Source organism: Limnoglobus sp., assembly GCF_059499385.1.
The window spans coordinates 1-21,314 of the sequence record NZ_JCABYM010000109.1 but is presented as its reverse complement, the minus strand read 5'-3'; the positions used below and the strand labels follow the sequence as shown (position 1 = coordinate 21,314).

19 protein-coding genes are annotated in these 21,314 nt (G+C 68.7%); 12 read left to right on the top strand and 7 right to left on the bottom strand.

Annotation, left to right across the window (positions count from 1 at the left end):
- Positions 1-248: 248 nt before the first annotated feature.
- Positions 249-884 carry a hypothetical protein gene (locus AC5JJ2_RS19700; RefSeq protein ID WP_495859736.1) on the top strand — a complete coding sequence of 212 codons (636 nt, stop codon included), beginning with the start codon at positions 249-251 and terminating at the stop codon, positions 882-884.
- A gap of 52 nt (positions 885-936) precedes the next feature.
- Here AC5JJ2_RS19700 and AC5JJ2_RS19695 read toward each other — a convergent pair whose 3' ends face one another.
- From AC5JJ2_RS19695 to AC5JJ2_RS19685, 3 genes are all read right to left on the bottom strand, one after another.
- Positions 937-1,386 (bottom strand): universal stress protein, encoded by a 450-nt coding sequence (locus tag AC5JJ2_RS19695; RefSeq protein ID WP_495859735.1) that lies wholly within the window; start codon positions 1,384-1,386, stop codon positions 937-939.
- A 416-nt stretch (positions 1,387-1,802) separates the two neighbouring features.
- Complete coding sequence (gene fabG, locus AC5JJ2_RS19690) at positions 1,803-2,546, bottom strand: 3-oxoacyl-ACP reductase FabG (protein ID WP_495859734.1); 744 nt, start codon at positions 2,544-2,546, stop codon at positions 1,803-1,805.
- Positions 2,543-3,244: a metal-dependent hydrolase gene (locus AC5JJ2_RS19685; protein WP_495859733.1), complete on the bottom strand. Its 702-nt coding sequence runs from the start codon at positions 3,242-3,244 to the stop codon at positions 2,543-2,545. The genes fabG and AC5JJ2_RS19685 overlap by 4 nt, the downstream gene beginning before the upstream one ends.
- Positions 3,245-3,432: 188 nt before the next feature.
- Here AC5JJ2_RS19685 and AC5JJ2_RS19680 point away from each other — a divergent pair, with 188 nt between their 5' ends.
- The 4 genes from AC5JJ2_RS19680 to AC5JJ2_RS19665 all read left to right on the top strand — a co-directional run bounded on the left by AC5JJ2_RS19680 (position 3,433) and on the right by AC5JJ2_RS19665 (position 6,176).
- On the top strand, positions 3,433-3,699 hold the full coding sequence (locus AC5JJ2_RS19680) for a hypothetical protein (protein ID WP_495859732.1): 267 nt from the start codon (positions 3,433-3,435) through the stop codon (positions 3,697-3,699).
- 157 nt (positions 3,700-3,856) lie between these two features.
- A complete protein-coding gene (locus tag AC5JJ2_RS19675; RefSeq protein ID WP_495859731.1) occupies positions 3,857-5,047 on the top strand; it encodes an acyltransferase family protein in 1,191 nt (396 codons plus the stop codon).
- 23 nt (positions 5,048-5,070) lie between these two features.
- Positions 5,071-5,340: a hypothetical protein gene (locus AC5JJ2_RS19670; protein ID WP_495859730.1), complete on the top strand. Its 270-nt coding sequence runs from the start codon at positions 5,071-5,073 to the stop codon at positions 5,338-5,340.
- On the top strand, positions 5,337-6,176 hold the full coding sequence (locus AC5JJ2_RS19665; protein ID WP_495859729.1) for a hypothetical protein: 840 nt from the start codon (positions 5,337-5,339) through the stop codon (positions 6,174-6,176). Before AC5JJ2_RS19670 ends, AC5JJ2_RS19665 begins: the two co-directional genes overlap by 4 nt.
- Positions 6,177-6,347: 171 nt before the next feature.
- Here AC5JJ2_RS19665 and AC5JJ2_RS19660 read toward each other — a convergent pair whose 3' ends face one another.
- Together AC5JJ2_RS19660 and AC5JJ2_RS19655 are read right to left on the bottom strand one after the other, a co-directional pair.
- A complete protein-coding gene (locus AC5JJ2_RS19660; protein ID WP_495859728.1) occupies positions 6,348-7,883 on the bottom strand; it encodes a YifB family Mg chelatase-like AAA ATPase in 1,536 nt (511 codons plus the stop codon).
- Positions 7,884-8,001: 118 nt separating this feature from the next.
- Positions 8,002-9,843 carry a hypothetical protein gene (locus tag AC5JJ2_RS19655; RefSeq protein WP_495859727.1) on the bottom strand — a complete coding sequence of 614 codons (1,842 nt, stop codon included), beginning with the start codon at positions 9,841-9,843 and terminating at the stop codon, positions 8,002-8,004.
- A gap of 499 nt (positions 9,844-10,342) precedes the next feature.
- On the opposite strand from AC5JJ2_RS19655, the gene AC5JJ2_RS19650 reads away from it, so the two are divergent.
- From AC5JJ2_RS19650 to AC5JJ2_RS19640, 3 genes are all read left to right on the top strand, one after another.
- Complete coding sequence (locus tag AC5JJ2_RS19650) at positions 10,343-11,566, top strand: acyltransferase family protein (protein ID WP_495859726.1); 1,224 nt, start codon at positions 10,343-10,345, stop codon at positions 11,564-11,566.
- Positions 11,567-11,639: 73 nt separating this feature from the next.
- Positions 11,640-11,876, top strand: a complete 237-nt coding sequence (locus AC5JJ2_RS19645) for a hypothetical protein (protein WP_495859725.1) — start codon at positions 11,640-11,642, stop codon at positions 11,874-11,876.
- A complete protein-coding gene (locus AC5JJ2_RS19640; protein ID WP_495859724.1) occupies positions 11,866-12,183 on the top strand; it encodes a hypothetical protein in 318 nt (105 codons plus the stop codon). Before AC5JJ2_RS19645 ends, AC5JJ2_RS19640 begins: the two co-directional genes overlap by 11 nt.
- A 53-nt stretch (positions 12,184-12,236) precedes the next feature.
- Here the strand turns inward: AC5JJ2_RS19640 and AC5JJ2_RS19635 are convergent, their stop codons facing one another.
- Complete coding sequence (locus AC5JJ2_RS19635) at positions 12,237-12,887, bottom strand: hypothetical protein (protein ID WP_495859723.1); 651 nt, start codon at positions 12,885-12,887, stop codon at positions 12,237-12,239.
- A 162-nt stretch (positions 12,888-13,049) separates the two neighbouring features.
- On the bottom strand, positions 13,050-14,588 hold the full coding sequence (locus tag AC5JJ2_RS19630) for a WD40 repeat domain-containing protein (protein ID WP_495859722.1): 1,539 nt from the start codon (positions 14,586-14,588) through the stop codon (positions 13,050-13,052).
- A 192-nt stretch (positions 14,589-14,780) separates the two neighbouring features.
- On the opposite strand from AC5JJ2_RS19630, the gene AC5JJ2_RS19625 reads away from it, so the two are divergent.
- From AC5JJ2_RS19625 to AC5JJ2_RS19610, 4 genes are all read left to right on the top strand, one after another.
- Entirely contained in the window at positions 14,781-16,490 is a 1,710-nt protein-coding gene (locus AC5JJ2_RS19625) for a hypothetical protein (protein WP_495859721.1), read from the top strand.
- A gap of 238 nt (positions 16,491-16,728) precedes the next feature.
- Complete coding sequence (locus AC5JJ2_RS19620; RefSeq protein WP_495859720.1) at positions 16,729-17,076, top strand: hypothetical protein; 348 nt, start codon at positions 16,729-16,731, stop codon at positions 17,074-17,076.
- A gap of 164 nt (positions 17,077-17,240) precedes the next feature.
- Positions 17,241-19,109 (top strand): ABC transporter permease subunit, encoded by a 1,869-nt coding sequence (locus tag AC5JJ2_RS19615; protein WP_495859719.1) that lies wholly within the window; start codon positions 17,241-17,243, stop codon positions 19,107-19,109.
- Between the two features lie 145 nt (positions 19,110-19,254).
- Positions 19,255-21,174, top strand: coding sequence for an ABC transporter permease subunit (locus tag AC5JJ2_RS19610; protein WP_495859718.1), 1,920 nt, complete (start codon positions 19,255-19,257; stop codon positions 21,172-21,174).
- The last annotated feature ends 140 nt before the right edge of the window (positions 21,175-21,314 follow it).

Genomic DNA, 21,314 nt, shown 5'->3' with positions numbered 1-21,314 from the left:
GGGTCCGGCTGCGCCCGCCTATTTTATCGCGCCAACGCATCCGGCCGGCAGAATCGGCCGTACCCCTTTCGGCGGCGAATTTTCTAACGCCACGGCCGTCCGTGTCCTAGAATTCTTCGCCCGAACCACCCCCGGACGGAATCAGCGGGTAGGCTTCGATGGGGTTTTGCACCCGACCGACCTCCTCGACCGCGCACCACAGCTGGCCCTCTCCGTCCGGACGGTTCCCCTCGTCGAGAGGCTTTGACGTGAACACTGATCCGCTCGCCGCGCACCTGCGGGTGAAGCAATACGGCTCCTTCACCCTGACCGACGCGATCCGGCCGTCGCTCGAAGTCCCGGTCCGGCCCCGCGAGGGCTACCGGGTCGAGGTGTACCGCGACCGCGACGCCCGCGTCCGGCTGCCGATGCTGTTCGCGGCCGTGTCCGCCGAGCACCTGTTCGACGCCTTCCTGGCGCTGGTCGAGCCGCTCGGCGAGAGCGTCCACGTCGTGCTGGAGAGCAGTCACGGCCGGCGGGACGGCGGGCACCGCGACTTCCGCCGCAACCACATCGACGCGCCGGTGCTGGCGAGCCACTTCTGCGACTACGAGGACCTGATCCTGAACGACGGCTGCACCGGCGTGGCCGTGCTGAGCACGAAGGCCCCGATGGAGGTGCAGTTCGACGAGCACAAGCTGTTCACCGTGTACGCGCCGAACCTGAAGCCGTTCCGCCGGGCGCTGAAGGACATGGGCGTGCGGCGGCGGATGGTGCTGCCGATGCTGAGCGAGGCCGAGCACCTGCACTACACGAACGACCAATTCGCGGAGCAGTTCGAGCAGCTGGCGATGCGGGTCGGCGTCGCCGACTTCGAGAGCGTGCTGACGGATGAGAGCTACTGAACGACGGCGGGCCGCACCCGCGGCCCGATGGACGTGACTTGTCGGTCCGGCGTCACGCCCGGCCGGCGAGTTCCGCGTGCGGGCGGGACGGCGGCCGCGACCCCTTCGGCATCTTCACCACCAGCACCGAGCACGGGGCGTCCCGCATCACCCGCTCGGCCGTGCTGCCCATCAACTCCCGCTCCGCCCCCGTCCGGCCGTGCGTGCCCATCACGATCACGTCGATCCCGGTGTCGGCCGCGTACCGCACGATCTCCGTCGCCGGGTCGCCTTCCAGCAGCACGTGCGACACCGGAATCTTCGGGTTCGTCGGCCGGATCGTTTCGAGCTGTTCCAGCCAGTACGCCTTCTGCACGGCATTGGCCGCGTCCTTCGGGGAGTAGACGTAGATCACCGTCAGCTTGGCCCGGTAGTTTTCCGCGAGGCCGACGGCGTGGAAGTACGCCTGGGTGGAGAAGCTGGAGAAGTCCGTGGGGTAGAGGATCGTGCGGACGTTGAACATGACTAGCCTCATGGCCGGGGTGGACCAACCGTGGAGAGGACCGGCAGCGCAATCGTACCACCCCCGGCCGAGGGCTTCCATTCATCACGGATGAAATTGTCGCGAATAGTCGCGAACTTCGTGAATCCGTTCACAAGGCCGCCGAGTTGAGGCGAAGGCTCAGGGATAACTTGGCGTGGCATCAACGATTAAGGACGATGTGACTGTGTAGTTCAGAAAAAGAGACATGCACGTCCCGAACGTCTCTTCTCGTCCCGAACGTCTCGTTCGGGATGCCGCGTTCGCAAACGTCTCGTTTGCGAACAAGTGCGGCTGGTTGCCAAACCAACGGCGAACGGCACGGCGTGAGCGTGCCGGTGTCGGCCGCCGGGGGACACCGGCACGCTCACGCCGTGCCGTTCGCCATTGCGAGGGCCTTACAGCCACCCACCCGTTACCGGCAACACGTGCCCGGTGATGTACTCGCTCTCCGCGCTCGCCAGGAACAGGATGGCGTTCGCCACGTCCTCGGGACGGCCGAGCCGCCCGGCCGGGATTTGCTTCAGGTACTCGGCCTGCACGTCCGGCTTCACCTCGCCGAGCATCGCGGTCTGGATGACGCCGGGGGCGACGGCGTTCACCGTGATCCGCCGCCGGGCCAGCTCCTTCGCCAGCACGCGGGTCAGGCCCATCACCCCGGCCTTCGCCGCCGCGTAGTTCGCCTGCCCGTGGAAGCCGAGGACGCCGGCGATGCTGGCGATGCTCACGATCCGGCCGCCGTCGCGGAGAATCTCGTTCGCGTACTTGCAGCAGTGGAACACGCCGGTGAGGTTCGTCTGGATGACGGCGTGCCACTCGTCGAGCGTCATCTTCTTCAACGTGCGGTCGCGAATGATCCCGGCGTTGTTCACGAGGATGTCGAGGCCGCCGAACTTGTCCTTCACCCGTTGCATCATCGCTTCGACTTGCCCCGCCTCGCGAACGTCGGCCGGCTCGAGATGCACGTCGATCCGCTTCGCGAGCGCCTCGGCGTCGGCCCGGTTCGCGCCGTCCGGGTCGTCCCAGAAGTGCAGCACGCCGGCCGCGCCGCCGGCGACCAACATCTCGAGCGTCGTCGCCCCGATGCCGCGGGAGCTGCCGGTGACGAGGGCGACCTTGCCGGCGAAGTCGTAGCGGATCATGGGTATCGCCCGCCGAGTTTGGCGTACTGCGCGAACGGGATCGGGGGCGTCTTCCCGGCCGCGGCGGCCGCCTCCCAGTCCTGGTGGGCCAGGTACAACAGCGCCCCCAGGATGGTGTAGCAAACCGTCGTCGCCGGGACCGAGTCGGAGAAGAATTTCAGCGCGCTGCCGCTCGACTTCTTTAACACGAGGCGGACGCCGTTGAAGTCCACGCTGTAGATTTCGTCGAGCAACAGGTGGGAGAGGAACCCGAGCATGACGCCGCCGGCCAGTTCCAGCCGGAGGGCGTAATTGTCGGTGCGGTAGCCGAGGTAGACCACGAGGCCGGAAATGAGCATGGCCGGGATGCTGTGGAACATGCCGCGGTGGACGCTGACCTGGCTCAGGAGCCACGCGAGGCCGTACCGGACGAACAGGTAGCCGAGGACGAGGCAGGCGAGGACGCCTTCCGGCGACAGGCCCAGTTGCGTCAGCCGCGGCAGCGCGACGAGCGGGACGACGGCGGCAGCGAGGCCGAAGATTTCCCGCACCGGCCGGCCGGTGTCGCTGTCCAGGTCCGGGAGCATCCCGCCGACGGCGGTGAGGGTGGCGGACAGGACGCCGGACTCCCAGTGGCAGCCCATGCCCTTGTGCATGAGGTAGCCGTACCCGACGCCGAGGGTCGCCGCGACGCCGACGTGTGTGCGAAACCCGGCCATCGCGATCCTCCGCATAGTAGTAGGCACACTCCGTGTGCCGTCTCCTGTCGGTCGCCGCGACTCGGACGAACTCGCCGATGCGCCGAGGAAACGGCACACGGAGTGTGCCTACTACTTTGTCCTACCGACCTTGTGTTCGCCCCGGCGATCCGCGAATTTGAAACCCGTTCCCCTACGGAGGGTTTCCAATGACGAATGCGGATGTCGCACAGAAGTTGCGCGAACACGCCGGAACGCTAACGCGGTCGGGGGCCAACTTGTACCGCGTCCGGGCGTTCCGTCAAGCCGCAGTTGCCGTGCTGGCGGCCGAGCGGGAGGCGGCCGACGTGATCGCCGAGGCCGGGCCGGGCGGGCTGCAGCGCGAGTTCGGCATCGGCGAGAGCGTCGCCGACACGATCGCCGCGTTCCTCGCGTCCGGCGAGTGGCGGCCGCGGACGGCGGCTCTGAAAGCCTAGACTTCCGAAGTCCGGCTTCGACTTCGGAAGTCGATCCGGGCAGGTGGCAGTCCTCACCCCCCGTCGGCGCTGGCCCCGTTCGACTTCCGAAGTCGAAGCCGGACTTCGGAAGTCAGGCGCATACAACACCCCGGCGTCCCCCACGCCGGGTGTTTCCATGCCCACGCCGCCGCGCATCTCCGCCATCGACGCCTACCGCGGGTTCGTCATGTTCCTCATGATGGCCGAGGTCCTGCACCTCGGCCGCATGGCGAAGACGTTCCCGGACAACCCCGTCTGGCAATTCCTCGGCCACCACCAGTCGCACGTCGAGTGGCGGGGCTGCACGCTCCACGACCTCATCCAGCCGTCGTTCTCGTTCCTCGTCGGCGTGGCCGTGCCGTTCTCCATCGCCAGCCGCACGGCGAAGGGCCAGTCGTTCGGCCGGATGACACTCCACGCCGTCCTCCGCGCGGTCGTGCTCGTCCTGCTCGGCGTGGTCCTGCGGTCGGTCGGGAAGAAGCAGACGAACTGGACGTTCGAGGACACGCTCTCGCAGATCGGCCTCGGGTACGTGTTCCTGTTCCTGCTCGGGTTCGCGAAACCGGTCTGGCGGTACGTCGCGTTCGTGGCGATCCTCGTCGGGTACTGGGCGCTGTTCGCGGCGTGGCCCGCGCCGGGGCCGGACTTCGACTGGAAGGCCGTCGGCGTGTCCGAGAAGTTCGCGGAACACCCGACCGGGTTCGCCGCGCACTGGGACAAGAACTCGAACCCGGCGTATGCGTTCGAGCAGTGGCTGTACCGGTACCTGCCGCGGGCGAACCAGCACAACTCCGGCGGGTACGCGACGCTGAACTTCATCCCCACGCTGGCGACGATGATCCTCGGCCTGATCGCCGGGACGTGGCTGCGCAGCGGCCCGAAGGTGTGGTCGCTCGTCGGCGGGTTCGTGCTGGTCGGCGGCGTGCTGCTCGCCGCGGGCTACGGCCTCGATTACCTCGGCGTTTGCCCGAGCGTCAAGCGGATCTGGACGCCGAGTTGGGTGCTGTTCAGCGGCGGGTGGTGCTTCCTGCTGCTGGCGCTGTTTCTCGCGACGACCGACGCGATCAACCGGCCCGGTTGGAGCTACCCGCTGCGGGTGATCGGGGCGAACTCGATCGTGGCGTACTGCCTGGCGGAAATCCCCCACGTGCGGGACCTGATCGTCGGCACGGACCCGCCCGGCTTCTTCCGCACGCACTTCGGCCCGTCGGTGTTTCAGCTCCTCGGCAAGGAGTACGAGCCGTTCGTCTCCGGCGTGGTGCTGCTGACGGTGTGGTGGCTGATCCTGTGGTGGATGTACCGCAACCGGGTGTTCGTGCGAATCTGAGGCACTCAAAAGCGGTGGGGAACGTGCCCGACTTGCGTTATAATTCGGACATGAAGCACCACGACGACATCGCGGAATTGCTGGCGGTCATCACCGACCCGGTGGAGCGAATACTCCTCACCGGCGAGGCCGCGACCGTGTACGAAGCGGAAGAGAAGTACCTCGACCGAGCCTACCCGGAAGTGCTGAGGCTGTTCGCGAGCGGGGCGACGGACGAGGAGCTGGGCCGACACCCGCTGCTGCAACTCTACCGCTCCCACGGCAGCCCGAGCCGCGAGGACTCGCTGACATGACCGGCGAGGAACGGTTGGCGGCCGTCGTCACCGCCCTCGAAGGCGTGGGCGTCTCCTGCTTGGTCATGGGTGGGCACGCCGTCCGGTTCTACGGGTTCAATCGAAATACCGACGACTTCGACCTGCACATCTCGACGGACGTTTGGTCCGACCTTTCCGAGCGGCTGGGGCGGTCCGGCCTGTTTCCCGACGGAGGGCCTGTCGAAGGGGACTCCTGGCGGAAAGGGGCGTTCCGCCGGTTTAAGTTGGGCCGGCTGCCGTCCGGGAAGGACGAGTTGCTGGAATTCTGGTGCGAGAATCACCTGCTAGCCCCACGGGAACACCTCCTAGCCCGCTCGGTCCGCGGTCCCTACGGCGGCCGCGAGATCGCCTTCCTGGGCCTCGCCGATTTGATCCGCAGCAAGGAGACGGAGCGGGACAAGGACTGGGCGGACGTGACGATCCTGGAGCGGTCCCAGGACGAACGCAACCTCGCCCGCCTCGGCCGCGGGGAGACGGACCGGGCGACCGCACTGGCCGTCCTCCGCAGCCGGGCCGGGTTTGAAGCGTTCGTGCAGGGCGGTCTGCTCGACGACCCGGCCGCCGTTCGCGTCGCTCTCTCGCGGACGGACGTGCCGATGACCCAGGCGTACCTGTTGCCGCTCGTCCCCGATGTCGAGCTGCGGCCGGCCGTCGCTCCGATCGAGCCGATCTTGATCGAGCACCTTCGGACGACGCTCCCCAACTCGGCGAAGCACCATTCGATTGTCGAGGTCGTCCGGCGGCGGTACGTGGAAAGTCGAAAGGCCGAAGACCGCCGGGACAAGGAAGCGATCCGCGCGCGGGCGGTCATATAGCCCCTGGCTTGCCGGGGGGCGGTTCGAGTCTTCGAGAACCGCGAGGGCGTTCCTCCCGCGGGGACGTTCCTCCCATCGGGGACAGGTTCCCGCGGGAGGAAGGCGCACGCGGCCTCGAAGACTCGGCCGCACGGTGGACAAGCCCACCGCTATAAGTCGAAACACGGACGACTACCGCTCCCACAGCTTCCGGTCGAGCGTGCGGTAGTTGATCGCCTCCGAGATGTGGTTCTCCAGCACGTTCTCGCTCCCCGCCAGGTCCGCGATCGTGCGGGCCACGCGCAAAATCCGGTCGTGCGCCCGCGCCGACAATCCCAGCGAGTCCATCGCCGTCTGCAACAGCCCGCGGCCGGCGGCGTCCGGGGCGGCGTACTTCCGCATCTCCCGCGGCGTCATCCGGCTGTTCACGCAACTCGCCCGCTTGCCGAACCGCTCGGCCTGCACCGCCCGCGCCCGCGCCACGTCCGCCCGCATCGTCGCGCTGCTCGTGCCGTCCGTCAGCTTCGACAGCTCCTCGTAGGGGACGCTCGGCACTTCGATGTGCAGGTCGATCCGGTCGAGCAGCGGGCCGCTCAGCCGGCCGAGGTACTTCTCCACCGCGATGGGGGAGCACTTGCAGTTGTGCTTCGGGTCGCCCATGTACCCGCACGGGCAGGGGTTCATCGACGACACGAGGATGAAGTTCGCCGGGAACTTCGTCGAGTGCGCCGCCCGCACGATCGTGACCGCCCCCTCCTCCAACGGCTGCCGGAGCACTTCCAGACTGCGGCGGTTGAACTCCGGCAGCTCGTCGAGGAACAGGACGCCGTGGTGCGCGAGCGAGATTTCGCCCGGCTGCGGGGTGCTGCCGCCGCCGACCATGCCGGCGTCCGAGATCGTGTGGTGCGGGCTGCGGAACGGCCGCGTCGTCAGGAGCGCCTCGCCCGCCGGCATCCGACCGACGGCGGAGTAGATGCGGGTCGTCTCCAGGCTCTCGTCCGGCGTCAGCGGCGGCAGGATCGTCGGCAGCCGGCGGGCCAGCATCGTCTTCCCGCTGCCCGGCGACCCGAGCATCAGCAGGTTGTGCGACCCGGCCGCGGCGATGGTCACGGCCCGCTTCGCGCTCTCTTGGCCGCGGACGTCCGCGAAGTCGATGTCGTACTTGTTCAGCCGCTCCTCGATCTCGTCCATGCGGGGCGACACGGGATCGACGGCCACGGCCCCGGTGATGATGCCGACCGCCTCCGCCAGCGACGTGACGCCGAAGACTTCCACCTCCGTGACGACGGCCGCCTCGCGGGCGTTCTCGCGGGGGAGGAGCAGTTTCTTCACGCCGAGGTCGCGGGCGGCCATCGCCGTCGCCAGCGCGCCGCGGACGGCCCGCACGCTGCCGTCCAGGGCGAGTTCGCCGACCGTCGCGAAGTCCGCGATCTGCTCCGGCTTGATCTGCCCCGTCGCGACGAGGATGCCGAGCGCGATCGGCAGGTCGAACGCGCCGCCCTCCTTGCGGAGGTCTGCGGGGGCCAACGAGATTATTAACCGGCCGAGCGGTCGGGCGTAGCCGAGGTTGGCGAGGGCGCGCTCGATGCGGTGGACGCTCTCCTTCACCGCGAGTTCGGGCAGGCCGACGAGGACGATCTTGCCGAACCCGGCCGCGAGATCGACCTCGACCTCGACCGGCAGGGCGTCGATGCCGAGCAGCGTGAACGAGCGCAACTTCGCGAGCATGGGCCGGCCGGGGTGCGGGAACAGGGAGGTGGAACTGTTGTACACGCTCGAAGCGACGGGTGAAAGCGCGAAAGCCCAGGCACGATCGTGCCTGGGCTTTCGGCGTTCTATCAACAACTTACTTCGCCAGCTTCTCGGCCTCGTCCGCGGCGAGCGAGAGTTGCGCGTTCTTGTTCGCCACCTTGCCGTCCTTGCCGACGAGCAACAGGTGCGTGCCGATGATGCCGTACTGCGCCCCCAGGCTGCCGTCGGCGGCGAACAGGTGCGCTCCCGGCAGGCCGGCGTCCGCCGCCGCCTTCGCCGCCACCGCCTTGTCCGTGTCCAGGCAGACCGTCACCACGTTCAGCTTCCCGCCGAGCTTCTTCTCCAACTCGGCCAGCTCCTTCGCGTCGTTCTTCAGCCCGCTGTGGAAGCTGCCCCAGTAGTAGACGGCGACGACCTTGCCCCGGAGGTTCGCGACGTTGACCGGGTGGCCGTCGAGCGTCGTCGCGCTCAACTGCATCACCTGCCCCTCGCTCTCCAGTCGGCGGATCGACCCGGCGGACTGGGCGGCGAGCTGGTGCGTCGGGAAGTTCTTCGCGATGGCCGCGTAGTGCTTCTTCGCCTCCTCCTCGCCCTTCGGCCCGCGGACCTCCTCGGCCAGCGCCAGCCGGTAGTGCGCCTCGGGCGTCTCGTCGTTCGCCGGGTAGCTCTTGATGAACGCGGCCAGCGAGTCCCGCCACCACGTCTGCACCTCGTCGATCTTCTTCGCGTCCGCGGCCGTGGCCGACAGCTTCGTCGTGTACTCCAGCCCCAGCACCCGGAACGCGGCGAACCCGGCGAGGGCCGACCCCTTCGCCACCTTCTCGATCTGGTCCCGCCACGCGGTCAGTTGCTTCGCCGCGTCCGGCGCGCCGCCCTCGGCGGCGGCGACGTAGGCGTCCAGCAGTTGCTTCAGGAAGAACTCCTGCGACGGGTGGTTCTGCAGCTTCGTGACGGCGTCGTTGAGGATCGCCGCCCGGTCCATCTGGAACTGGCCGTACTTCGCGTCGCCGTAGCCGGGGTTCGTCAGCCCTTCGAGCTTCTTGATGATTTCCTGCACGTCTTTCGGCAGGTCCTGCACGACGTTGCCCGCCACCGGCGGGTCGCTCGACGGCGACCCGATGGACGGGCCGTCCACGAGCTTCCACGCCCGGCCGACTTGCACTAGCTCGCCGAGCTGGAACGTGACCGCCTGGTTGTCCACGCCCTTGTCCACCAGCACGCCGGCGTTGCGGTGGCGGACCAGGTCGGTGCGGCCCTGGAACTCGTCGGCCGGGACCGTCTCCGGCGTCCACAGCTCGACGTGGACCCACCGGGCCTTCTCGGTCAGCTTCAACTCGTTGATCGTTTGCTGAAGCCGCTCCGCACCCTTCTGGGCGCGGCCGAGCATGGCTTGCGCCTGGGCCGCGGGCAGGCCGACGGCTTGCAGGTCTTTCTGCGTGACCATCAGCGCCTGGAGCTTCGCGGCGTCCTTGCGGAGGATCGCGTCGAACACCTCGCGGCTGACCTCCTCCGGCGAGATGGTTTCCCACACGTCCACGGTGCCGTTGCCGTCGGTGTCCACGCCGACCTTGCTGCCGTTCGCGCCGAGCCAGCGGAACTGCTTGCCGGTCGGCACGTCCGTCTCGCGGTAGACCTCCTGGCCGTTCTGGTAGAAGGACAGGATGTTGTAATTCCGCGACTCGACGGCGAGGAACCGGCGGACCGGCTTGTTGTTCGCGTCCGTGAGCACATAGCCGACCGGCTTCGCCGCGTCCGGGTATGGGGTGACGCGGCAGCGGGCCACGTCCGCCGGCGCGAGCGGCGTCACGGCGACGCCGGGCTGCTTCGGCTGGACCGCGGCCATCTCCTCCGCCTTCGGCGTCGGCGGCACGGCCGTCGCGGTTCCGACGCCGGACAACAGGGTGAGGCCCGCCAAGACGCGCGTGGTGATTCGCATGGACAATTCTCCTTCGCCGGGGCCGCGTCCGCCCGACACGGCCACGTCATCCGTCATCGACCGGATAACCGGCACAGGTTGAAGGAAACCGGCGGCGGGGTGAAGGACGGGAAGGAGGGCGTGTTGGTGCGACGAGGAAGTGGAACGGGGTTCGTTCGGAATACTACCCCCTTCCAGTGGGGTAGTAGTCATTATTCGCTACAAGGCGGCGGGTGAACCTTGTAGCGAATAATGGCCCTTACCCCACCCGGTCGGGGCGGACCTTCGGGCGAACGGATTCTTTCCCCCGCCGACGAATCCCGGCGAGCGTCGGGGCGTAAGCCCGACGTGGCTACGCCACGGGCAACGAGCTGAATTCCCCGCGACACATGCCGCGGTGCGCGTGGAGCCACGTCGGGCTTACGCCCCGACGCTCGCCGGGTCACGGCCCCGACGAGTTGGGGTTCTGGCAAACCCGGCACGATTGGACCGGGCGGGAAAGTTGTGCTACCCGTTGAGGGTGTTACCCGCGACTCCCACCCCCCGCCGCCCGCGGTACGACGCCCTCGACGCCTGGCGGGGGCTGGCGTGCCTGTGCGTTGTCGTTTACCACTGCACGAACTCTTACGCCGCGTCGCACGAGTTCCTCGACCGCGTCCGCGACCACGGCGGCTCGGCCCTCGACTGGCTGCTCGTCCTCACGTCGAAGCTGTGGGTCGGCGTGCCGGTCTTTTTCGTCATCAGCGGGTACTGCATCGCGGCCACGGCCGACGCGGCGCGGGACAAGCCCCGCCCGGCGGCGACGTTCTTCCTCCGCCGATTGAAGCGCATCTACCCGCCGCTGTGGGCGTACCTCGCGGTCTGCCTCGGGCTGCTGGCGCTGCTCCCGGCGTGGGCGTGGTTCCGCCCGGTCCCCGGTTACTCGGACTTCATGTTCCGGCCGGAGCACTTCTCGTTCTGGCAGTGGGTCGGCTCGTTCACGCTGACGGAAGAGTGGCGGCCGTACCTCGTCGGCCCGCCGAAGATGCACTACTCCATCCAGCTCTGGACGCTCTGCTACGAGGAGCAGTTCTACGTCGTCGTCGGCCTCATCCTGCTCGTCGCGCGGCGGTGGCTGTTCCCGCTGTTGACGCTGGTGACGGCCATCGTGTTCCTGAACGTGGCCGACCTGAGCGCGTGGCCCGGTCTGCGGGCATACCAGTGGAAGGCAGACGGGCTGTTCCTGAACGGCCTGTGGCTGTCGTTCGCGGCCGGGGTGGCGGTCTACTACCGCGTCGCACGAGCGACGCCGACGATCGCGCGATGCCTGGAGGTGTTCCTGTTGGTGCTGTTCCTGTGGTCGCTGCGGGCCGTGCCGGGGTGGTGGGCGTTCGCGTCGAACGGGCCGGGGAACATGGTGATCGCGTTCGCGTTCGCCGTGCTGCTCTGCGGGCTGCACCGGTTCGACGCGGCCTTATCGAAGGCCCGATGGCTGGCCCCGCTGCGGTGGTGCGGGCGGATGTGCTACAGCCTGTACCTGGTTCACCTGCCGGTCACGCTGTTCGGCAGTTCGTGGCTGCACCACGCGGGCTTCTCGACGCCGGCCGCGGCGCTGTTCGTGGTGGTCCCGGTCTGCACGGCCGCGTCGCTACTCGCGGCGTGGGGCTTCTACCACCCGGTGGAGAAGCGGTTCCTGAACGCGCCGCAACGACCGATAACGCAACAGACGGACGCCGCGGAGCGGCGGGAGGTCGTGGCGAGGTGACGCCCTTGCTGTCTGGCGTGCCGAGGAGCCGGACGGTAAGATGGGGTGAAGGACCGAAGGGGGAAATCACGCCATGAGTCAAGAACAACTACTCACACAACTCGCGGACTTGCAACGGGCGAACGCCGCGCTGACAGAAGAAGTCGCGGCCCTCCGGTCCGAACGGGACCGACTCGTCGGGGCGTTGCAACTCGTCTTCCCGCTTCCGACCCCCGAAGAATTGGCAACCGCGGAAGCGAACGCCGGCCAATTCACTCAACTGATCGACCGGTTGGCCGCCGAACACGGGGTCGCCCACGATGGCCGATGAAACTCGGTACACGGTCGCTCCCCTGGCAAACGTCCTCCAACGAGTGTTGAGCTTGGGGGAGATTGCGGCACGGCTGGGGGAGATGGAGTGGTTCGCCCGTGCCATGCGGCACATCGACCAGCAACATCAAACCCGCCCCACGACCTGGGGCGATCCGGCGTTCGACTACCGGCACGCCAGGTTGCAGGTGTTTCAGGCGAACCACGAGAACTTCATCATTCAGTACGCGGTTCACATGGACCGTCCGGTTGTGTTTCTCCGCAACATTGAATTGCTCGCCGGCTCGCCCCTGTTCGGGATGCAATAAACGCGAACGCCCCGGCACGGCCGTGCCGGGGCGTTCGCGTTCGTGACAGGAAGTTACTTCCCTTCGACGTACTCGACCAGCTCGATCGTCGCCTCGTAGCTGTTGATCGTGTAGCTCAACTTCACCATCCCCTTGCCGGGGCTGAACCACGTCTTCACGCTCGTCTTCGTCCCGGCCACGTCCAGCTCCGGGGCGTCCACGACGACCGCGTCGTACTCCTTGTTGTCCTTCGTCTTCACCTTCTCCTTCTCGTCCTTGATCGTGTACTTGCCCTTCAGCGCCTGCTCCTGGACCTTCGAGTCGATCGTCCAGGTCGCGTCCTTCTTCGCCGGCAGCGCCAGAATCTTCACCGGCGGGGTGATCGGGCTGTCATTGATCTTCGTCCGGTAGACGCCGTCCGCCTGGACCTTGACCGATTCCTTCGCGACGGCCCGGTTCTGCACGTAGGTGGCCAGGGTCGCCTCGCCGTCCTTCATGGCGTCCACCCGGATTTCGACCTCCTGGGCGTCGCCGAGCTTGTACTTCCACTTGCTGCCGACCTTGAGCGGGTACAGGTCGGTCGTCGCGGCCGCCGGGGCCGGCGGCGTGGTCGGGGCCGGGGCCGGCGTCTGCGGGGCGGCCGGGGCCGGGGCTTGCGCCACCACCGCCGTCGCCAGGCCGAGGACGGCAACGCTGCCCAGGACCAGTCGGCTAATCCGTCGCATGAAGTATCTCCGAAACCTTGAGGACGAGTTCGTTCTGCCGTTATAGCGATGGCCGGGGCACATAGTAGTAGGCACACTCCGTGTGCCGTCTCCTCGGCGGGTCGGCGAGTTCCCGGAAGTCGCTGCGACCGACAGCAGACGGCACACGGAGTGTGCCTACTACTATGGTTTCGGCTCCGTTACCTTCTCGCCGGCCAGCGCCTTCGCCACCGTCGCGGCCGCGTTCAGCCCGGCGAGCGGCTTCGCGTCGCCGGAACGCCATTTCACCGCCAGCCCGGCGGCCGCGGCGTAATACCCTTCCGGCGTCGTCGCCAGCCAGCCCAATTCCCCGGCCCACAACGTCGCGAGCGGCCGGCCGGATTCCACGTCGAACAGCCGGACCGTGCCGTCGGCGGCCCCGGCCGCGACCCGCTTGCCGGCCGCGTCTGAGGCTACTGCGTATACGATGGACCCCACCGCCACGGTTCGGACCGCGGCCGCGGTTTGCGGGTTCCACAGCCGCACGGTCTTGTCCGCCCCGGCACTCGCGGCCAGCTTCCCGCCCTTGTCGAACGCGATCTCGTGGACGCCGTCGTTGTGCCCGGCCTGCCGCTTCAGCCGCTCGCCGGTGGTCGCGTCCCACCAGTGCAGTTGCGGCTCCAGCCCGGACGTGACGACCTGCTGGCCGTCCGGCCGCACGGCCACGGCGAGTACCTCGTTGTCCATGCCGCTGAACGTGAGCCGGCCCTTCCCGGTGGCGGCGTCGATGACGCGGCCGGTGCGGTCCTTGCTCGCGGTCGCGTACCAGTCCCCTTTCGGCGAGAACGCGACCGCGTACACGAAGTCCGAGTGCCCGGTGAACGTGTGAACGAGCTTGCCGTCAGCGACGCTCCACAGCCGCACCGTCTTGTCGAAGCTGGCCGACGCGAGCTTCGACCCGTCCGGGCTGAACGCGACGCCGGATACCACGTCCGCGTGCCCGCCGAGGGTGTGAACGAGCTTCCAGTCCGTCGTCGAGAAGAGCCGCAGGTCGCCGCGGGCCGACGGCTGCCCGCCGGACACGGCGAGCAGCTTCCCGTCCGGGCTGAACTTCACGTCGTTGACGGCCGCCAGCACGTTCGTGAGCGTCTGCGCCGGCTTCGCGGACGTTAAGTCCCAGACGGTGACGCGGCCGTAGCTGCCGACGGCGAGGCGCGTCCCGTCCGGGCTGAACGCGACCGCCGCGACCGGCGGCAACGGGCCGACCGGCAGCACCAGCTCGACCGGCTTGCCCTTCACCGTTAGCTTCAGCGGGAACGTCACGTCGAGCCTCTTCCGCGGCCGCGTCGTGACCGCGACGACTTCGTCGTCCTTCGGCTTGTCCCCCTCGGCCGCGCCGGTTTGCACCCACTTGCGGATCACCGCGATCTCGTCCGCCGTCAGCGGGTCGTCGTCGAGCGGCATCCGTCGCTTCAGGTCTTTGGCCGTCAGAAGCGTGACGAGTAAAGACTCGTCCGGCTTGCCGGCCTTCAGCACCGGAACCTTCCCGCCCTTGCGGATCGCGGCCGGCGTGTTGAGCGCCAGCCCGGCGGACACGTCCGGCTCGTCGAGCTTCCGCTCGTTGTGGCAGACGGTGCAGTGCTTCCGCAGGATCGGCCGCACGTCCGCCCAGTACGTCGGGTCGGCGGCGAAAACTTGTCCGGCGGCGGCGAACAACCCCACGGCGGCGAGGAGGCGGAACATGGTTTGCACCAGTTGAAGAATTCGGCGAGCCGTCTTCATATAGCCGCCGGCTTGCCGGCGGGCTTTGGGGTTTACAAACCCCGCCGGCAAGCCGGCGGCTATACAGTCGGCGCGAACGGCGTTAGTGGGACTGTCACCATACCATCTCCCCGCCCCCGGTGTAAGATGCCGGCAACCCCCAGGAGTCCGATCATGCGATCCCGCTTGCTGTCCGCGGCCGTGGTTCTGCTCTCGATTCCGCTCGTTGGGTTCGCCGCCCCGGCCCCGGCCGGCGGCAAGGCCGGCGGCCCGCCCGTCGTCTTTCAACTCGCCCCGGTCGAGAAGCTGCTCGCCGACGTGAAGACCATCGTGAAGGCCGTCGCCGGGGACGGCCTCGCCGGCCTCGTGGACGGCCAGATCAAGGCCAAGCTCGGCGAGAAGGGGTGGGCCGGCCTCGACACGAAGAAGCCGATCTTCGGGTACGTCTACCTGCCGAACAAGGCCCTCAAGGGGCCGGACGACTTCAAGGAAATCTACGGCTTCCTCGCCATCCCCTCGACCGGCGTGGAAGACCTGAAGGAGTTCGTCAACCGCCTGGCCGCCCCGGCGGACGACCCGCTCGTCGTCAAGCCGGTGGAGGGGAACAAGGGGCTGTACGTCGTCACGACCCAGAAGCAGGGGGACGAGCCGAACCTGGCGGCCCGCGCCCGGTTCCACGACGGGTACGTCTACCTCGGCGTCAACGCGAAGGACGAACTGCTCGACCCGAAGGCGCTGCTCGCGGCGGGTGACGTGGTGAAGGCGAACGACCCCGGCCTCGTGCTCGTGCGGATGTTCGCCGACCGGTTCCCCGAGGAAGTCGTGAAGCAGCAGGCCGAGCAAGTCGAGCAGGTGAACGACCTCGCCCGGAACATGCCGGTCTGGGGCGAGTTGCTCGGCGACATCGCGACCAGCTACGCCGCCATGTCGAAGCGGATGGCCGCGCAGTGGAAGGAGACGGACGAGAGCGGGTTCCGGCTGCTCCTGGACGAGAAGGCGGGCGAGGTGGCGTTCGAGTCCTACGCGGTCCCGAAGAAGGGGACGGCCTACGCGAAGGAGTTGGCCGACACGAAGCCGACGACGAACCGGTTCGCGTCGCTCGTGACGGAGAAGACGGCCGCCGGCGCGCTGTTCCAGCTGCCGGTCACCGCCCCGGAGATGCAGGACATCTTCGTGAAGCTGATCGAGCAAGGGCAGAAGTCGAAGGACCAGGCCCCGCCGTTCGCGCAGCCGGTCCTCGACGAGTTGCTCAAGGGCCTCGGCCGGACCGTGAAGGCCGGCGGCAGCGACCTGGCCGTTGCCGTCAACGGCCCGGACAAGGACGGGCACTACACGGCCCTGGTGGCGCTGACGTTCGAGGACGCGACCGGCTTGGAGAAGGCGATCAAGGCCGCGGCGAAGGCCGACGGCGCGCCGCAAGAATTCAAGGACGCGCTGAAGTTCGACGTGGAGACGATCGACGGCGTGAACGTCCACAAGCTCACGCCCCCGGCCGGCGGCGGCGGGGAGCCGTTCTCCGGGCTGTTCGGCACGAAGGAGCCGCTCGTCGCGTTCGGACCGAAGGGCATCTACCTGGCGCTCGGCACGGACGCGTCCGCGGCCCTGAAGTCGGCGCTGACCGCGAAGCCGGCGGCGGCGAATGTTGTGGACGTGGTCGTGAACCCGAAGAAGCTCGGCGAGCTGGTGACGGCCGTGAACCCGCAGGCCGGCCAGATGGCCGCGCAGGTCCTCGGCACGGACGACAAGAAGGTGTCCGCGTTCTACGTCAGCTACGAGGGCGGCGCGATGCTGAAGGCCCGCGTCGGCGTGAACCTGAAGATCATTCCGAAGGCCCTCGGGTTCGTGTTCGAGAGCCGCGGGGGGGCCGCCCCTCCCGGCAACTGATTCGCGGTCCGGGCCACTGGCCGGGGTTCGTGGTCTTGTCCCCCCCCCCCTTGGGGGGGAGGGTTAGGGAGGGGGGTGAGCTTCCCGCTTCCGGAGCGAATGTCCCGGAGGAAGGGAGGCTACCCCCTCCCTAACCCTCCCCCCCAAGGGGGGAGGGAACAAAGGCAAAAACGACCGAGGCCGGGTGCTAGAATGGGGGCGGGCGTTTGAATCTCGTTCCTGATCCCGGAGACCGGACATGGGGCACGCGCACGAGAACCACGACCACCAGCACGGCCCGGCCTGCGGGCACACGGCGATCCAACACGACGGCCACGTGGACTACCTGCACGACGGCCACCTGCACCACCACACGGCCGACGGCGGGGTCGAGGAACACGCGATCCCCGTGTCGGCGGCGAACCCGGCCGACTGCACGACCGGGCACGCCTGCGACGGCCACGCCAAGGGGCACGTCCACGGGGCGGGGTGCGGCCACGAGGCCGTGCCGCACGGCGACCACGTCGATTACCTGGTGGACGGCCACCTGCACCACCCGCACGGCGACCACTGCGACGACCACGGCCCGGTGACGGTGGTGAAGTAACCACCCGACTTCCGAAGTCCGGCTTCGACTTCGGAAGTCGAGTGGGGCCGGGGCGTTCGCCGCGTCCGCTCCGGCCCCCGCGCGGGATCGACTTCCGAAGTCGAAGCCGGACTTCGGAAGTCGGGCCATTCCCCCGGCCGCGTCCCGCCGACATAATGGCCCGGATGCCGTCGTCCCCGCTCGAACGCCACGCCCCGCGCGTCGGCCTGCTCGGCTCCCTGTCGCTCGTCGCCGGGCTGTACGCCGGCGGGCCGCTCGGCCTCGCCCTCGGCGGCGCCGGAATCCTTCTCCTCCTTCTCGCCGCGTACTCGCCGGACCACGGCCTGTTGCTGTTCGGCCCGTTCGCCCTCCGCGAGCTGCACGTCGTCACCCGCACGCCTATAGTCTTCATTCTCCGCGTGCTGATCCTTTCCTTCCTGCTGTTCCTGTTCCTGTGGGTCTACGCGCAGGAGGTCCGCCGCGACGCGCTGACGCCGAACCGGGCCACGGAATTCGCGGAGATGTTCTTCGCCGTCGTCGCCGTCATCACCGCCCTCGTCACCGGGCTGTACGCCGGCTGGATTCTGCCGACGGTCATCTCCGAGGAGCGGGAGGCGAAGCGGCTGGAGCACTTGCTCGTGACCGACCTGCGGAACCGGGAAATCCTCACCGGGAAGCTCGCCGGGCGGCTGGTCGTGGTGCTCGGGTACGCGGTCCTCGTCGTGCCGGTGCTGGCGCTGCTGACGCTGCTCGGCGGCGTGGAGCCGCGGTTCGTGCTGGCCGTCGGCGTCCTGTACGTGGCCGGGCTGCTCGGCCTGAGCGGTGTCGCCATCGCGTGCTCGGCCGTCGCCGGGAAGTCGGCTGCGGCGGTCGTCAGCGCGATTGTCGTCGTCTGGCTGCACCAGACCGTGACTTACGGGATCGGGACCTCAAAATTGATGCCCGAGGTCCAGTCCGCGCGGTTATCAGATGCGGTCACGGCTGTGGGAATGGGGTCGGTCGCGTTCACCGCCTGGCAGATCGAAGACGCAACGCGGGCGAACGCGCTGGACACGGAAATCCCGCGCATCCTGCGGCACTTCGTCGCCGGCCAGCTGCTCGTGGTGGTGGCCGGGTGGCTGTTCGCGGTGCGGTTCCTGCGGCGGGACGGCCGCCGCGACGGCGGGTCGCTGGTCCGGCAGGCCGTCGTGCTGGCGAACCAGCCGCCGCCACGGTCGCCGGTGGCCGACGCGCCCGTGCTGTGGCGGGAGCGGACGAGCGGCAGTTTCTTCATCGAACGCTGGGCCGCCCGGCTGCTCGGCGGGCAGACGTGGGTGGTGTGGGTGGTCGCCTTCGGCGGGTCACTGTTTCACTTCGCGATGGAAGAGGTGGCGGGTAACCGGGACAGCGAAGCCCGCGTGCGGGTCGCGTTCAGCAGCGTGTTCTGCTTCTTCGCGACGTGCGGCCCGGTGGCATGGGCGGCTAGCCGCAGCGTCGTCCGGGAGCGGCAACTCGACACGCTCGACGCGCTGCTCGTGACCGACCTGGAGCCGGGCGAAATCTTCCGGCAGAAGTGGCTCGCCGCGGTGCTGAGCGTGCGGTACGTCTACGGCTGCTTCGTGCTGTTCTGGCTGGCCGCGATAGTCACGGGCCACGTCCCGGCGGTGGCGGTACTGTTCCTGGTGCTGACCTCACTGGCGGCGCTGTGCGCGGCCGCGTCCCTGGGGCTGCTGGCGTCCGTGTACTCGACGACCGCGATCCGGGCGTTCGGGAAGGTGTTCTTCGGGTACGTGGGGTGGGTGGTGGGCGTCACCGTCATGACGGTCTGCTGTGCCGCTGGAGCGAGCGGGGGTACGCGGGGGTTGTTGGTGCTGGCCGGGGCCATCTTGCCCCCGGCCCCGCAAGTTGTGGCCGGCTTCTTGGGCGACGGAAGCGAACGGGACGCAAACGATTACCTGTTGGCGGTCGTCATCCTCGGCCTCGGCGTGTTGGCCGCCATCTCGTTAGTCGCGACGGAGTCGGCGAGGCTGGCGTTCGAGAACCAGACGCGGCCGACGAAGGAGCGGAAAGCCTGACTTCCGAAGTCCGGCTTCGACTTCGGAAGTCGAACGGAACCGGGGCGTTCGCCGCGTCCGCTCCGGCCCCTGCGGGTGATCGACTTCCGAAGTCGAAGCCGGACTTCGGAAGTCGAGGCCCGCCGTTTCCCCCATAATGCCTCCCATGGCCCCCGCGCGGTTCGACCCGGAACGCTACACGCCCTACGTCGCCACCCTCGGGGTCGCGACGCTCGCGGCGTCCTTCCACTGGTGGTGGCTGCTCCCCGTCAGCCTCGGCCTGTTCGCCCTCGCGTGCCTCGCGGACACGCGGAAGCTGTACCTGTTCGGCCCGTTCCTCAACCACGAGCTGCTCCGCATGACGCGGCGGGTGCGGAACCACCTCTGGCGGCCGCTCCTCGCGGCCGTCGCCGGCGTCCCGCTGCTGATCTTCTACTACGTCCTCACCGAGCGGCCGCCGGACGACCGGCCGCACCCGGACGATGTCGCGAACATCGCCACCGGCGGGTTCCTGTTCGTGTTCTGGGTGTTGTTCATCACGACGCTGGCGACGACCGCCCAGTACCTCACCTACGCCGTCGCCGAGGACCGGGAGTCGAAGCGGCTCGACTTCCAGCTCGTCACCGACCTCCGCGGGCGGGAACTCGTCATCGGGAAGATGTTCGCCCGGATGCTCGGCCTCCTGACGTACCCGCTGGCCGCGCTGCCGACGGTGCTGCTGCTGCCGATCCTGTTCAAGGTCGAGCCGGCGGTGCTCCTGTACGCGTTCGCCTACGGCGGGGCGACGATCGCGTCCATCGCCGGGCTGTCCGGGCTGGGGTCGGTGCTGGCGGCGAACAAGAAGGCCGGCGGGAACGTGTTCGCCGTCGCGTTCCTGCCGTACCTGTTCGTCGTGTTCGTCGCGGCGCAGCTGCGGTACTGGCCGGAGGTCTGGTTCTTCCCCGGCTCGGCCGCCGCGCCGCCGGCCGTGTCGCTCGGCGACGTGATCGACTGGGTCGCGGTCGGCAACCCGCTCGCGCTCATGATCAAGTGGACGACGCTGGGGATCGGCGGCGGGAGCGTGACGGCCATCGCCGCCGACTTCCCGAACTACGCGTCGTTCCACGTCGCCGTCGGCGGGCTGTGCTTCCTGTACGCCGCCCGAATGATCCGGCGGGCCGGCGCGAACAACGCCGAGGTCGCGACGCCGGGGCAGACGAAGGCGGACGCGCCGCCCCCGCCGCCGCGGCGGCCGGTGGACGACGAGGCGGTCTGGTGGAAGGAGGCGTTCTGCCACCACGTCCACGCGAAGGCCCGCGAGAACCCGCGGTCCAACCGGCTGGCGTTCTTCCTGCTCGCCGTCGCCCCCGCGCTGCTGTTCCTGGCCGCGAGCGTCTCCAGCCTCGGCGGGTACCGCGAATACTTCATCCTGGACATGGCCCGGTACGCGCCGATGCTGGTGGCGTGGCTGGCGATCATGACGATGGGCCGGTTCGGGATCGAGTCCATCGCCCGCGAGCGGGATCGGGACACGCTGCTGACGCTGGTGGTGACGCCGCTGCCGCCGCGGGAGATCGTCCGGCAGAAGTTCTGGGGCCTGTTCCGGCTGATGCGGGGCACGCTGATCTGGCAGCTCATGATCGGCGTCCCGGCCGTGCTGTGCGGGGCGTACCCGTGGTGGGCGTACCCCGGCGTCGTGCTGCTCCAGGTGGAGCACATGCTGGTGATGGCCGCCTTCGGGCTGTCGATCTCGGCGAACGCGCCGAGCGTGGAGGCGGCCGGGAAGCGGTTCGGCCTGTGGGCCGGGGTCGTCGGGTTCGTCACGATCGTCGGGTGCGCCGTGCTGCTGGCGGCGACCGGCGGGCCGCTGTCGCCGTTCCGGTACGTGCTGCTGACGATCGTGCCGCCGCTGTCGATCCTGGCCGTGGGGCACACGCACCTGGCGGCCCCGCACGACCTCCCGCTGTGGGTGGCGGGGTTCGCCGGCGGGGTGCTGATCTACGCGGCCCTCGGGTGGTGGCACTGGAACCGGGCGGTGGCCCGGTTCGTGGCCGCGACGGACCCGTCCGCGGAGAAGGGGCCGATGTTCGACGGCAAGGCGGCGTAACGGCTCACGCCGAAGGCGTGGTTTTGGTTTTGTTCCCTCCCCCCCAAGGGGGGAGGGTTAGGGAGGGGGGTACGCCTTTCCCTCCCGGTGAGGATCGCGTCGGAGGGAGGAAGCTCGGGGGGCGCCCCCCCCCCCCCCCC